11 protein-coding genes and 1 pseudogene are annotated in these 12,792 nt (G+C 72.2%); 4 read left to right on the top strand and 8 right to left on the bottom strand.

Annotation, left to right across the window (positions count from 1 at the left end; genetic code table 11):
* Positions 1-35: 35 nt before the first annotated feature.
* Both ABD298_RS12435 and ABD298_RS12430 read right to left on the bottom strand, forming a co-directional pair.
* Positions 36-662: a phosphoribosylanthranilate isomerase gene (locus tag ABD298_RS12435; RefSeq protein ID WP_344300028.1), complete on the bottom strand. Its 627-nt coding sequence runs from the start codon at positions 660-662 to the stop codon at positions 36-38.
* Positions 659-1,387: an alanyl-tRNA editing protein gene (locus ABD298_RS12430; protein WP_344300027.1), complete on the bottom strand. Its 729-nt coding sequence runs from the start codon at positions 1,385-1,387 to the stop codon at positions 659-661. The genes ABD298_RS12435 and ABD298_RS12430 overlap by 4 nt, the downstream gene beginning before the upstream one ends.
* 101 nt (positions 1,388-1,488) lie before the next feature.
* Between ABD298_RS12430 and ABD298_RS12425 the strand changes: the two genes are divergently transcribed.
* The 3 genes from ABD298_RS12425 (at position 1,489) to ABD298_RS12415 (ending at position 4,130) form a co-directional block, all read left to right on the top strand.
* Positions 1,489-2,493, top strand: a complete 1,005-nt coding sequence (locus tag ABD298_RS12425) for a zinc-dependent alcohol dehydrogenase (protein WP_344300026.1) — start codon at positions 1,489-1,491, stop codon at positions 2,491-2,493.
* 70 nt (positions 2,494-2,563) lie between these two features.
* A complete protein-coding gene (locus ABD298_RS12420; RefSeq protein ID WP_344300025.1) occupies positions 2,564-2,968 on the top strand; it encodes a 6-pyruvoyl trahydropterin synthase family protein in 405 nt (134 codons plus the stop codon).
* Between the two features lie 4 nt (positions 2,969-2,972).
* Positions 2,973-4,130: a glycosyltransferase family 4 protein gene (locus ABD298_RS12415; protein ID WP_344300024.1), complete on the top strand. Its 1,158-nt coding sequence runs from the start codon at positions 2,973-2,975 to the stop codon at positions 4,128-4,130.
* Here ABD298_RS12415 and ABD298_RS12410 read toward each other — a convergent pair.
* On the bottom strand, positions 4,093-4,398 hold the full coding sequence (locus tag ABD298_RS12410) for a cell division protein CrgA (protein WP_344300023.1): 306 nt from the start codon (positions 4,396-4,398) through the stop codon (positions 4,093-4,095). The two genes, ABD298_RS12415 and ABD298_RS12410, sit on opposite strands and share 38 nt — an antisense overlap.
* Positions 4,399-4,557: 159 nt before the next feature.
* On the opposite strand from ABD298_RS12410, the gene ABD298_RS12405 reads away from it, so the two are divergent.
* Entirely contained in the window at positions 4,558-5,202 is a 645-nt protein-coding gene (locus ABD298_RS12405; protein WP_208711093.1) for an aminodeoxychorismate/anthranilate synthase component II, read from the top strand.
* A 27-nt stretch (positions 5,203-5,229) separates the two neighbouring features.
* Here the strand turns inward: ABD298_RS12405 and pknB are convergent, their stop codons facing one another.
* The 5 genes and pseudogenes from pknB to ABD298_RS12380 all read right to left on the bottom strand — a co-directional run.
* On the bottom strand, positions 5,230-7,209 hold the full coding sequence (pknB, locus tag ABD298_RS12400; RefSeq protein ID WP_344300022.1) for a Stk1 family PASTA domain-containing Ser/Thr kinase: 1,980 nt from the start codon (positions 7,207-7,209) through the stop codon (positions 5,230-5,232).
* 49 nt (positions 7,210-7,258) lie between these two features.
* A complete protein-coding gene (locus ABD298_RS12395) occupies positions 7,259-8,917 on the bottom strand; it encodes a serine/threonine-protein kinase (RefSeq protein ID WP_344300021.1) in 1,659 nt (552 codons plus the stop codon).
* Positions 8,914-10,377, bottom strand: a complete 1,464-nt coding sequence (locus ABD298_RS12390) for a peptidoglycan D,D-transpeptidase FtsI family protein (protein ID WP_344300020.1) — start codon at positions 10,375-10,377, stop codon at positions 8,914-8,916. The genes ABD298_RS12395 and ABD298_RS12390 overlap by 4 nt, the downstream gene beginning before the upstream one ends.
* Positions 10,374-11,837, bottom strand: coding sequence for an FtsW/RodA/SpoVE family cell cycle protein (locus ABD298_RS12385; protein ID WP_208711097.1), 1,464 nt, complete (start codon positions 11,835-11,837; stop codon positions 10,374-10,376). The genes ABD298_RS12390 and ABD298_RS12385 overlap by 4 nt, the downstream gene beginning before the upstream one ends.
* Positions 11,834-12,792 (bottom strand): annotated as a pseudogene (locus ABD298_RS12380) (serine/threonine-protein phosphatase); the annotation flags it as partial. The pseudogene ABD298_RS12380 and the gene ABD298_RS12385, both read right to left, overlap by 4 nt.

Below are 12,792 nucleotides of genomic sequence, written 5' to 3'. Positions count from 1 at the left end.
GTACCTATGCGTGCATATAACGCAAAAAGAATGCGTCAGCCGCGGGCGGCCTCGATGAAAGCCCGGATGAGGGCCAAGTCCTTGACGCCGCGCATCGACTCGACACCGCTCGAGACATCGACCCCGCCCGGGCCGAGCGCCGCGACGGCCTCGGCCACATTGGCGGGGGACAGGCCGCCGGCCAGGATCCAGAAGCCCGCGGGCGCCTCGGCGAGTTCCTCGGCTCCGATGCGCGTCCCGGACCCCGGGACCGCGGCGTCGAGCAGGAGCCGGTCGGCGCTCGTCCATCCTGCGGCTCGGCGCGCCGCGTACTCGCCGGCCGAGAGCGCCCGGATCACGCGGAAGCCCGCGGCGCGCAGGGAGTCGGCGTCGGCGTCGGGCTCGTCGCCGTGCAGCTGCACCGCGTCGACGCCGGCCTCGCGCGCGATCCGCTCCACCTCTTCCGCGCCCTGGTGCCGCACCACCGCGACTGTCTCCACCTCGCGCCCCGCGCGGCGGCCCGCCTCCCGGGCGACCGCCACGAGCGACGCGGCTCGTGCGGCGTCAACTGTCCGGGGGCTGCCGGCGGCCAGGACGAAGCCGAGCGCATCCGCGCCCGCCGCCACCGCCGTCTCGACCGACTCCGGCGTGGAGAGCCCGCAGATCTTCACCCACAGGCTCATGGGCGGTGGCCGCCCGCAGCGTCAGCATGCTCGGCCTCGTAGCGGACCTTGATGGCGCCGCGCTTGACCTTGATCTCGAGGATGCGGACGGCCGCCAGGTCCGCGAGAGTGCGCACGTGCGTCCCGCCGCACGGCTCGGCGTTGACGCCCTCGATCGTCACGGTGCGGTGGCCCCCGGCGTCCACGGACGCCGAGACGGCTGCACCGCGGGCGAGAAGCTCGTCCATCTGCGCCTGCAGCTCGACCCGCACGGCGTCGCGGAGCTCAGGTGTGGCGAGCTCATCGTCGTGCCCGGTCGGGTCGAAGTCGAGCCGCGCCTGGCCCGGGAAGTGCGAGTGGCCCGAGTGCGTCCAGCCGCGTGCCTCGCCGAGGTGCCCCAGAACGTGCCCGGCCGTGTGCAGGGCGGCGTGCCGGCGGCGCAGTCCGGCGTCGACCCGGCATGCGACGCGGGCCCCGATGTCGGGCACGGTCGGGGCTCCGAGCAGCACGACGAGTCCGTCCTCGTCACGCGCGGGGGTCACCGGGGCGCCGTCGAGCGTGCCCTCGTCCGACGGCTGGCCGCCGCCCTTGGGATGGAAGATGTTCGGTGAGACCGCGGCCCACGGTCCGTCCTCGCTCGTCCCGGACGCGATCACGGTCGCGTCCGCCTCCGTGAGGTACGTGTCGTCGAAGTACGCGTGGGTCTGACGGGCCTCGTCGGTCCGTGTGCTCGGGGCGGTGGTCACCGTTCAAGTCTAGATTGCCTGCCGTGGGCAGGGTGCCGGGGCGGCGCGCCGTGCACGCCAGCGCTGGTTCGCTGCGGGCGGCCATGGGTAGGGTCGAGTCGATGGCGCAGACCGGCGGGACCGATGACCTGACAGCCACGGCCTACTGGACCACGGGTCCGTGCCGCGGCGAGCTCCGACGCGAGCAGCTCCGCCCGCCGGGCGAGGGGGAAGCCCTCGTGCGCACCCTGTACTCCGGCCACTCGCGCGGCACCGAGAACCTCGTGCACACCGGCCGTGTCCCGGCCCGGGTCGCCGGGCTCATGGAGGCACCCCACCAGGACGGCAGCTTCCCGGCGCCGGTGAAGTACGGCTACCTGTCCGTCGGCGTCGTGGAACGGGGCCCGGCCGAGCTCGAGGGCCGCACCGTCTTCTGCCTCTACCCCCATCAGGACCGCTACGTGGTCCCCGCCGCGGACCTCGTGCCTGTGCCGGACGGCGTGCCCCCGCGCCGCGCCCTCCTCGCCGGTGCTGTGGAGACCGGCATCAACGCGCTCTGGGAGGCAGGCCCGCGGATCGGAGACCGCGTCGCCGTCGTGGGGTGCGGGCTCATCGGCGCGTCGACGGCGGCCCTCCTGCGCCGCTTCCCGCTCTCCCGCCTCGAGGCGGTGGACAGCGATCCCGCGCGCGCCGGCATCGCGGAGGCCCTGCAGGTGCGCTTCGCATCTCCCGAGAACGCCTCGGGGGACTGCGACATCGTCTTCCACGCCTCCGCCTCCCCGGCGGGCCTGGCCCGGTGCCTCGAAATCGTGGGCGACGACGGCGACGTCATCGAGCTCTCCTGGTACGGCGACGACACGGTGCCGGTGCCCCTGGGCGCCGACTTCCACGCGCGCCGCCTCTCGCTGAAGGCCGCCCAGGTCGGCCAGGTCGCCCTCCCACGCCGGCACCGGCGCACCTGCGGCCAGCGGCTCGCCCTCGCGCTGAGCCTCCTCGAGGATCCCGCCTTCGACGCGCTCCTCGGCGCCGTCTCTGACTTCGCCGACCTGCCGCAGACCATGGACCGCCTCGCCGAGGGCTCCCTGCCGGGGCTGTGCCACGTGATCCGCTACCCCGAGGCGCAGTGACAGAGGGCACTGCCGGCGGAGCTGTCCGCCCGAGCCGTCCGACGCAGCCGACAACCACGCAAGGAGCCTCATGTTCAGCCTCACCGTCCGTGACCACGCGATGATCGCCCACAGCCTGCCGCGCCCGGCGTTCGGGCCGGCGCAGGGCCTCCACGGGGCAACGTTCGTCGTCGAGCTCACCGTCCACGCCGACGCCCTCGACGCGAACTCGACCGTCATGGACATCGGCGAGGCTGCCCAGCTGCTCGGCGCGATCCTTGACGGGATCCGTTACCGCAATCTCGACGAGCACCCCGACTTCGTCGGCCGGCTCACCACCACCGAGGTCCTAGCCCAGCACGTAGCCGTCGCCGCCGCCGAGAACCTGCGCCACCTCGACCACCTCTCCGCCGTCGAGGTCACCCTGCGCGAGAACCCCGACGCGTGGGCCTCCTGCACGATGGACCTCGCCGGCCGGCGGGGTGCGGGCGCCTAGCCCCGTGGGCCCCGCCGTGGACCTGCGCCTGGTGGTCCCCGGCAGCCTCGGCTACTCCTCTGGCGGGAACGTCTACAACGCGATGCTCGCCGGCGCGCTCGCCGGGCTCGGCGTGCGGGTCGAGACGGTCGAGGTGCCGGGCGCCTGGCCAGTCGGCTCCACCGAGGACAGGGCCTCCCTCGCCGCCGCGCTCGGCGTCCCATCCGCCACCGCGCACGACGGCGCGTCCCCGGCCCGTGCCACCGCGTCGCCTGACGCGGTGCTCGTCGACGGGCTCCTCGCGCTCGGAGAACCGGAGGAGGTGCGCGCCGCGACAGCCCCAGGGCCAGCGCGCCTCGGGATCCTCGTGCACATGTCGCTCCCGGACGCCCCGGGCCTCACACCGGAGGGGAGGCGCCGCCTCGCTGGCCTCGAACGCGCCTCCCTCGCGGCGGTCGACGCTGTCATCGTCCCGAGCAGCTTCGCCGCGCGCCGGCTCGCCGAGCGCTACGGGACCCGGGCACTCGTGGCGCGACCCGGCGTCGTGCGTGCCCCCGTGTCGCCGGGGAGCCTGACGGCGGGGGCGCCGCCGCACCTTCTGTGCCTCGCCGCGCTGCTGCCGGGGAAGCGGCAGCTGAGGATCGTGCGGGCACTGGCCGGGCTGGCCGGCCTGCCGTGGACGGCGACGCTCGCCGGGCACGACGCCGCAGACCCCGACTATGCGCGCGCTGTCCGCGAGGAGGTGCGGCGCCTGGGCCTCGAAGGCCGCATCGAGGTGCCAGGGGAACTGCGCGGCGCCGAGCTCGATCAGGAGTGGGCGCGTGCCGACCTGACGCTGCTCGCGTCGGAGTCCGAGACGTTCGGACTGGTCGTGGCGGAGTCGCTCGCGAGGGGAGTGCCCGCCGTCGTCCCCGCGGGAACGGGCGCGGCCGAGGCGCTCGCACTGAGCCTCGAGGGCGGACTCGGGGCCGCCGGGACGGCGGTGCGCGAGGAAGACCCTGCGGCGGGTGGGGACCCGCTGTGCTCCGAGACGGGCCAGTGGCTGGCCTCGGCCGAGGTCAGGGCTCGTTGGAGGGCAGCCGCTCTGGCCGCGCGGCCTCTGCTGCCCGGCTGGGACGCGACCGCGAGGGCCGTGCTCGGTGCGCTCAGCCCCGCCAGCGCAGGGTCATCAGGAACCCGATGATCGCGATGCCGAAGCCGATCAGGATGTTCCAGTTGCCGATCGCCGGGACAGGGAAAAGACCCTGGGTGATGTAGAAGGCGATGATCCAGAGCAGCCCCACGATCATGAGCCCGAACATCAGGTACTTGTACCACTGGGGGGTTGGGCCGGCGGGCCTGGGCGTCCGCTTCTTCTTGCGCGGCTTGGGATTCGAGGACCTCTTCAGGACCTTGTCCGCGCTCTTCGAGGCGCGCGCCTCGGTCTCGGGCTTGTCCGGTGAATCGGGCACTGGTCCTCCTTGGCCGCCCTTCGGCTGCAGGCCGGCACGCTTGGTATCCTGCAAGCACCGCCGACGCGCCGCGGTGCTGCTGTCTGACTCGTTCTGGTAGCCAAGTCTAGCCGCCCGGGCCTGCCGGTCCCGCCCACTCCACGATTGGCCGAAACCCCCATGAGCACGCGCATCCTCGTCATCGACAACTACGATTCGTTCGTCTACACGCTGGTCGGCTACCTGCAGCAGCTCGGCGCGGAGACGACCGTGGTGCGCAACGACGACGTGTCCCTCGACGAAGCGATCGAGCTCGCCGCGGCGCGCGACGGCGTGCTCATCTCCCCGGGGCCGGGCAACCCTGCCGAGGCCGGCGTCTGCATCGAGCTCATTAGATGGTGCGGCGAGAACAACAAGCCCATGCTCGGGGTCTGCCTCGGCCACCAGGCCCTCGCGGAGGCCTACGGCGGCACCGTGACCCATGCCCCGGAGCTCATGCACGGGAAGACATCCCTCGTTGAGCATGAAGGCAAGAGCGTCTTCGCCGGTCTCAAGAGCCCCTTCACGGCCACGCGCTACCACTCGCTCGCGGCCCTCGCGGAGAGCATCCCCGATGTCCTCGAGATCACGGCCCACACGCACTCGGGGGTCGTCATGGGCCTTGCCCACAGGACGGCGCCGCTGTGCGGAGTCCAGTTCCACCCAGAGAGCGTCCTGACGGAGGGCGGGTACCAGATGCTCGGCACGTGGCTCGAGTCCCTGGGGCTCCGCGGTGCGGCAGCCCGCGCCTCCACGCTGAGCCCGCTCATCACCGCCGGCGCCTGAGGACCGACGCCGGCCGCTGGCCAGGGCTCAGCCGTTGCCGTGGCCGGGGTTCTGCGTGGACTTCGGATTCGACGACTGCGTGCTGGTCGGCGTCGGGGTGGGTGACGGAGCCGGGGGAGGCGGAGCGGGGGGAGCCTTCGCGACCGAGAGGATCACCACGCCGCCCTGGTCCACGTTCCCGTCCGGCGCCGGCGACTGGTCCGTGATCGTGCCGGGAGCCACAACGGCGTTCTCGACCTCGCGGGGATCGGCGCGGAGACCGAGGCCGGTCAGGATGGCCTGGGCGTCCTCGAGGGTCTTGCCGCGCAGCTCGGGAACGGTGACCTTCCCGGTGGAGACGGTCAGCTCCACCTCCGAGCCGATCGCGACCATCTGCCCCACACCCGGGTTCGTGGCGATCACCGTCCCGTAGGGGGCCTTCGGATCGTTGGCCAGCACCGACCGGGGCTTGACCTTGAGCCCCAGCCGTTCGAGGGTCGCCCGCGCCCCAGCCTCGGTGGCCCCGAGGAGGTCCTTCGGTATCTCGGCACTCGAGGGCCCCGCGGAGACCTCGAGGGTGATCTTGCTGCCCTTCTGGAGCTGCGTTCCCGCACCGGGGATCGTGTCGATCGCCGTGCCCTTGGGCACCGTCGCGTGATTGGGCCGCTGGATGGGTTCGAGGTCGAGGCCCTGCCGCTGCAGCAGCAGCGCGGCCTCCGTCTCGCTCATGTTCTCGACGGAGGGCACGGTCACCGTGGTCACGGCCGCAGGCTGGTTCACGTACTGGTACAGCCAGAGGCCGCCCGCTCCGATGAGCAGCAGCGCGGCGAGGATCAGCACCGTGATCCAGGCACGGCGCTTGCCGCGGCCACGCCGGGCCCGTTCCTCGTCGCGGGCGTCGTCGAACGCGATCAGTCCGGCCGCCGGGGCCGCCTGGACCTGCGGGATCTCGCCCGTGTCCCCGAGGTGGGAGGAGGCAGCGTGGCGTCCGGCGCCCTCCTCCGCCCCGCCGCCGTCGCCGACGTTGACCGCCTGGGTGGGGACCCCGGCGTCGTGCGCGGGATCCTCGGGGCCTGCCTCCGCCGCCGCGGCCGCACCTGCCCCGGTCGCGCCAACGCTTGCCGCCGCAGCCGCAGCCGCCCCGCCGCCCGTGAGGGGACGAGGGGGCACGACGACGCCCGCCCGCGCGGCCCGCAGCGCGCGCCGGAACGCCGCAGCGTCCTGGAAGCGTGCGTCCGGGTCCTTCTCGAGCGCCCTGTCCAGGACGCTCTCGAGGGCCGGGGTGACCTTCGGGTTGAAGTCCGAGGCAGGCGGCGGAGAGGACTGGACGTGCTGGTACGCGACCGAGACTGCGGACTCGCCCACGAACGGCGGGCGACCCGTGAGCAGCTCGTACAGGAGGCACCCGGCGGAGTACAGGTCGCTGCGGGCGTCCACGACCTCGCCGCGGGCCTGCTCCGGGGAGAGGTACTGGGCCGTGCCGACCACGGCCTGCGTCTGGGTCATGGTCGCGGCGGAGTCCGCCATGGCGCGCGCGATCCCGAAGTCCATGACCTTCACGGCGCCGGAGTCGCGGCAGACCATGACGTTCGCGGGCTTGATGTCCCGGTGCACGATCCCGGAGCGGTGGCTGTACTCGAGCGCGGACAGCACGCCGAGCATGTACTCCACCGCTTCGTCGACCGTGACGGAGTTGGCGCGGATGAGCTCGCGGAGGGTCTGCCCGCCCACATGCTCCATCACGATGTAGGGCACCGCGACCGCGTGCGGCGTCCCCGGGTCGGGCTGCTGCTCGCCGGTGTCATAGACCGCGACGATGGAGGCGTGGTTCAGCCCGGCCACCGCCCTGGCCTCCCGCTCGAACCGCACCCGGAACTGGGTGTCCCGCGCCATGTCCGGCCGCAGCATCTTCACGGCCACCGTGCGGCCGAGGCGCAGGTCGCGCCCCTCGTAGACGTCCGCCATCCCGCCCCGGCCGATCAGCTCGCCGAGCTCGTAGCGGCCCGAGAGGACGAGGGGACGCGGCATGGGCTCGTCCTCTCGTTCTACGGGCGGATTGGCGGATGAGGTCATATGGTCACTGGCCGGGGAGCGGTGGAAGCGTGATGCTCGGGGTCTGGGCTGTGGTCTGTGAGCTGTTGCCGTTGGTCCGCGTGGGAGTCGGCGTGGGGGTGGGCGTCACAGGCGGCTGGACGTTGAGGTAGGTCACGGTGACGGTCGAGCCGACCGTGACCTGCCCGCTCGGCTCGATGTTCGTGACCTGGCCCATCGTCCCGGTCTGCGAGGCCACCGGGTTGAGCGCTACACCGAGCCCGAGTGCCTCGAGCTCGGCCTTGACCTGAGTGTAGTTCCGGCCGAGGTACGCCGCAGGGACCACATTGACCGTGGCGGGTCCCGTGGGCGTCTGCACCGGGGTCGTCCGAGTCGGCGTGGGCGTGGTGGTGGGCGTGGCGCTCGAGGGCGGGGGCGTGCTCGCCGCGGTCGAGGTCGCCGGGGAGCTCGGCAGCGGGGTCGGGCTGAACAGGCCGGCGTTGGAGAGCCAGACGCCGATGAGCACGAACAGGATCAGCAGCAGGAGCCCGACCAGCGGCCACGTCAGCGCGCTGCGCTTCCGCTCGCGGCGGGCCTCCTCCTGCGGTTCCACGTCCTCGTCGTCGTCCACCGAGGCGTACAGCGGCCGCGCGGGCGCCTCCGAGGCCGAGTAGCCGTCGTCGTCGCCGACCACCGGGAGGGCCGACGTCGGCGGGGTGCCGTGCGCGGCTGCGGCGGCACCTGCCGCGGCGGCCAGGCCCGCACCGCCGACGACGGCCGTCGGGGCCGTCTGCTGCTGGGTCCTGCCAGTGGCAGGAGTCGTGATCGCGGCCGTCGAGTCGTCGTGCTGGACCATCGCCGGGACCGCCGCGTGCGCCGCGGCGATGTCCCCGCGGCGGATCGCCTCCGCCGCCTCGGCGAGCTTGATCGCGTTCGCCGGGCGGCTGCGCGGGTCCTTGGCGAGCATGGACATGAGCAGCGCCCGCACGGGGGCGGGAAGCTGCTCGGGAAGGGGCGGCGGGGCGTCGTTGACCTGGGCGAGCGCGATCGCGATCTGGCTCTCGCCGGAGAATGGGCGGTGGCCCGTGAGGCACTCGTACCCGATGACCCCGAGCGAGTAGATGTCGCTCGAGCCGGTGGCCTGCTGGCCGGTGGCCTGCTCCGGGGCGAGGTACTGGGCGGTCCCCATGACCTGCCCGGTCTGCGTCAGGGGCACCTGGTCGGCGAGGCGGGCGATGCCGAAGTCGGTGACCTTGACCTTGTGGTCCGGGGTGATGAGCAGGTTGCCGGGCTTCACGTCGCGGTGCACGAGGCCCTGCCCGTGCGCGACTGCGAGGGCGCGCGCCGTCTGCGCCATGATGTTGAGGGTACGGTCCGGGGAGAGCACGCGCTCTCGCTCGAGGATCGACGAGAGCGGCTCGCCCGGCACGAGCTCCATCACGAGGTAGGCCGAGCCCTCGGCCTCGCCGTAGTCGAAGACGTTGGCAATCCCGGGGTGGTTCAGGAGCGCGGTGTGGCGGGCCTCGGCGCGGAATCGCTCGAGGAAGCCCGGGTCGCCCGCGTACTCCTCCTTGAGGATCTTGATGGCGACGATCCGGCCCAGCACCTGGTCACGGGCCCTCCAGACCTCGCCCATGCCGCCGATGGCGATCCGGCTCTGCAGGTGGTACCTGCCGCCCAAGGTGATGCCCGACGTCGGTCTCACTTCTTCAACACCGCCTCAAAGATCTTGCTAGCTGTGGGACTGGTCAACGAGGCTCCCGTCTTGACGTCGACGCCTTCCATGACGACGGTCACCTGAACCTGGGGGTTGTCCGCCGGGGCGAACCCGGTGAACCAGGAGTTGTTGAGGCCGGAGGAGCCGAGCTCTGCGGTGCCGGTCTTGCCGGCCACCTTGACGCCGGGGACTGCCGCGCGGTTCGCGATGCCCTGGGACACCACGTTGGTCATCCACTCCGTGATCTGCCGGGCGATCTCCGGTGAGGTCGACGTGCGGAGCACCTCGGGCTTGGGCTCCGAGACGACCCGGAGGTCCGGGGCGGTGATGCTCTTGACGAGCGAGGGCTTCATCTGGACCCCGCCGTTGGCGATCGCGCTGGTCATGAGGGCGATCTGCAGAGGCGAGGCCTTCACGTCGAACTGGCCGATCGCGGACTGGGCGAGCTGGGCCTGGTTGAGGTTCTGCGGCCAGACGCCCGGGGAGTAGTCGAGGTGCAGCTGGTCGCCCGCGTCCTGGCCGAAGCCGAAGGCCGCCGCCTGCTTGCCGATCGCGTCCTGCCCCAGGTCCAGGGCGATCGAGGCGAACGGGGTGTTGCAGGACTGCTCGAGTGCGAACGAGAAGTTCGCCTCGTTGCGCGTGTAGCAGTTGCCTCCGGCGTAGTTCGGCAGCTTGGCGCTCGTGCCGGGCAGCGTCATCTCGGCGGGGTTGGGCAGGACGGAGTCCTTCGTGTACTTGCCCGAGGCCAGGGCCGCGGCCGTGTCGACGAGCTTGAACACCGAGCCCGGGGCCAGCAGCGCGCCCGTCGGCCCGCTCACGCCCTGGTTGAGGTTGATGCCGGGGAGCGCCTGGATTTCCGCCATGGCTGCCTGGGCGGCCGCCTGGTCGTGCGTGGCGACCTTGTTCGGGTCATAGCTCGGCTTGGACACCATGGCGATGATGGCGCCCGTCTTGGGGTTGGTCACGACGATCGAGCCGCGCTGCCCGTTGGGGATCAGGTCGTAGGCGAGCTTCTGGACCACCGGGTCGATGGTGAGCTCGACGGTCGCGCCCTTGGGCTGCTGGCCGAGGAAGAGCTGCCGCACGCGGTCCATGAGGAGCTGGTCCGACTGGCCCGTGAGGGTCGAGTTCATCGAGTTCTCGAGGCCCGTGGAGCCGAACACGTTGGAGTAGTAGCCGGTGAGCCCGGCGTACAGCTCGGGAGACCCCGGATAGGTGCGCTGGTACTGGCACGTGTCGGAACCGCTCGCGATGGACTGGGCGATGGGCTGCCCGGCGACGAGGATCGCGCCTCGCTCCTGGCAGAAGGTCGCGAGGATGGCGCGGTTGTTCCACGCGTTTTTGTTCAGCTCGTCCGCGCCGATGACCTGGACGTAGCTGATGGAGCCGAGGATGAGGGCGAAGAGCGCCGCGACGGCGATCCAAGCGTTGCGGATGGCCTGGTTCATCGGATCCTCACCGCCTCGGTCTGGGTGTCGTCATGAGTGCTCGTCCTGCGGCGACGGGGTGGCATCACCCGGTCGGTCAGGTCCGCCAGCCGCGATCTGGGGGCGGGCCCCGCGGCGTCGTTCGGGTCGAGCGGGGTCATGTCCACGGGACGGCGCGCGGCGTTGGAGATCACGAGGAGGAGCGCCACGATGATCCAGTTCGCCAGGAGCGACGAGCCGCCCGCGGCGAGGAACGGCGTCGTGAGTCCGGTGAGGGGGATGAGCCGGGTGACGCCGCCGATCACGACGAAGCACTGCAGCGCGATACCGGCCGAGAGCCCGGCGGCGAGGAGCTTGCCGAACGAGTCGCGGGCGCCGAGCGCGGCGCGGAAGCCGCGCGTGATGAGCAGCGCGTAGCACATGATGATCGCGAAGAGGCCCACGAGGCCGAGCTCCTCGCCGAAGGAGGCGATGATCATGTCCGAGTGCGGGAAGGGCACGAGGTCCGGCCTCCCCTCGCCGAGGCCGGTGCCGAGGAGGCCGCCGTTAGCCATGCCGAAGAGGCCCTGGATGACCTGGTAGCTGCTGCCGTAGGTGCGGCCGTAGACCTCGGGGGAGAAGGCATTGAGCCAGCCGTCGATGCGCAGGCGGATGTGCGGCAGGAGGACGCTCGCGGCCATCGCGCCGCCGAACATCAGCAGCACGCCGAGGAGCGCCCAGCTGGCACGGCTCGTGGCGATGTAGATCATCGAGATGAAGATGCCGAAGAAGAGGATCGACATGCCGAGGTCGTGCTGGAAGATGAGGATCCCGATGGCCCCCAGCCAGGTGACCACCATGGGCCCGAGGTCCCTGAAGCGGGGCAGCTGGAGCCGGCCGATGCGGCGGCCCGCGAGCAGGATGAGGTCCCGGTTTGTGGAGAGGTAGCCCGCGAAGAAGATCGCGATGGTGATCTTGGCGACCTCTCCCGGCTGGAACGAGGCCGAGCCGAAGCGGATCCACACCTGGGCGCCGTTGACCTCGCCGGCGCTGATCCCGGGGACGAGCGGGAGGAGCAGCAGGACCGCGCTCAGGATGAGCGAGATGTAGGTGTAGCGACGCAGGTACCGGTGGTCGCGCAGGAACCAGATCACGGCGACCGCGAGGACCATGCCGATGATCGTCCAGCGCGCCTGGGCGTTGCCGTAGTCCGTCTCCGGGGTGTCCAGGCGGTGGATCATCGCGAGGCCGAGTCCGTTGAGCGTCACGACCAGCGGAAGGATGATCGGATCGGCATACTTCGCGCGGAACCGGAGGACTGTATGAACCGCGAGGGATGCGCCGGCGAGGAGGGCCGACTGAAGCCAGAAGTCCCGGTCCAGGGCCGTGCCCTCCTTGACCCCCGTCATCGCGCTCGCCCCGATGCCCACGGCCAGGGCGAGGATCAGGAGCACAAGTTCTGCGTTGCGCCGTGGCTTCTGCACGGTGTCGACGCCGCTCATCGGGTGCCTCCCAGGCAGGGGTCGGGGGTCGGGCTGGTGCTGGGCGAGCCCGAGGCGCTCGCACTCGGCGTGACGCTCGCACTCGGTGCCGCGCTCGGGGCGGCTGCGGCTGCGGACGACGGCGGCGGCGCACTGCCGCTCGGCGTGGCCGTCGGGCTCGCGGTCGCCCCCGAGCCGGGCAGGCAGCCCTGGGGGTCGGTCTGGATGTTGCGCACAATCTCCTCGGCGCCCTCGAGCCCGTCGGCGGGAACCCCGGAGCGCAGGCGCTGCTGCGTGAACGGGCTGAGCGAATCGAGCGGGATGTTCGTGACCGTGTGCACGTGCGAGAGGGGAATCGGTCCCAGCTGCTGCGAGACCCCGTTGTAGATCGCCACACGGTTGTCGAAGGCGCCCACGTAGTAGCGGGTCTGGGTCCAGGCGTAGCCGAACCAGAGGCCCACCACCACGGCCAGGGCGGCCAGGATTCCCAAGCCGAGCCGGAACCAGCGCCGAGCGGGCCGGTCGGAGGATGTGGACTCCTCGTCCTCCCCCTCCGCCTCGGCTTCCGCCTCGGGGCTCCGGTGCATGAGGATCGCTGCCGCGCGGCGCGCCGCGGTCCGGCTCGCGACCGAGGGCAGCGAGCCGGTCTCCGCGGCCGAGGCCGCGGCGCCGACGAGTTCGTGCGGGCGGCTCTCGAGCTCGCGCCGCAGGACCTCGGCGGAGAGGTGCGCGCCGAGGTTGGGGTCGGTGGCGGGCTCTTCGCGCCGGTCCTCGTCGGCCGCGGCGGGCGGGGTGCCGGGCCCTTCCTCCGCCGGCGCCTCCGCCGCTGTGGGTGCCGCCCCCGCTGGCTGCGCTCCGCCGGACGCCTTCGCGGGCTGCTCCTCGGAATGCTTGGACCGACGGGGCGCCGGGGGCGCCGTCGGGGCGGGGGGTGCCGCCGCCTTGCCCGCAGCTCCGGCGGGGGCGCCCGCGGCGG

This window comes from Sinomonas flava (genome assembly GCF_039531875.1).
Lineage (GTDB): Bacteria > Actinomycetota > Actinomycetes > Actinomycetales > Micrococcaceae > Sinomonas > Sinomonas flava.
The sequence above is the reverse complement of the archived record's forward strand: the minus strand, read 5'-3'. Positions and strand labels throughout refer to the sequence as shown.

Coding starts and splice junctions, on each gene's coding strand:
- ABD298_RS12405 (WP_208711093.1), top strand. CDS start 4,558: ATGAGCACGCGCATCCTCGTCATCGACAACTACGATTCGTTCGTCTAC.
- ABD298_RS12425 (WP_344300026.1), top strand. CDS start 1,489: ATGGCGCAGACCGGCGGGACCGATGACCTGACAGCCACGGCCTACTGG.
- pknB (WP_344300022.1), bottom strand. CDS start 7,209: ATGCCGCGTCCCCTCGTCCTCTCGGGCCGCTACGAGCTCGGCGAGCTG.
- ABD298_RS12435 (WP_344300028.1), bottom strand. CDS start 662: ATGAGCCTGTGGGTGAAGATCTGCGGGCTCTCCACGCCGGAGTCGGTC.
- ABD298_RS12420 (WP_344300025.1), top strand. CDS start 2,564: ATGTTCAGCCTCACCGTCCGTGACCACGCGATGATCGCCCACAGCCTG.
- ABD298_RS12385 (WP_208711097.1), bottom strand. CDS start 11,837: ATGAGCGGCGTCGACACCGTGCAGAAGCCACGGCGCAACGCAGAACTT.
- ABD298_RS12390 (WP_344300020.1), bottom strand. CDS start 10,377: ATGAACCAGGCCATCCGCAACGCTTGGATCGCCGTCGCGGCGCTCTTC.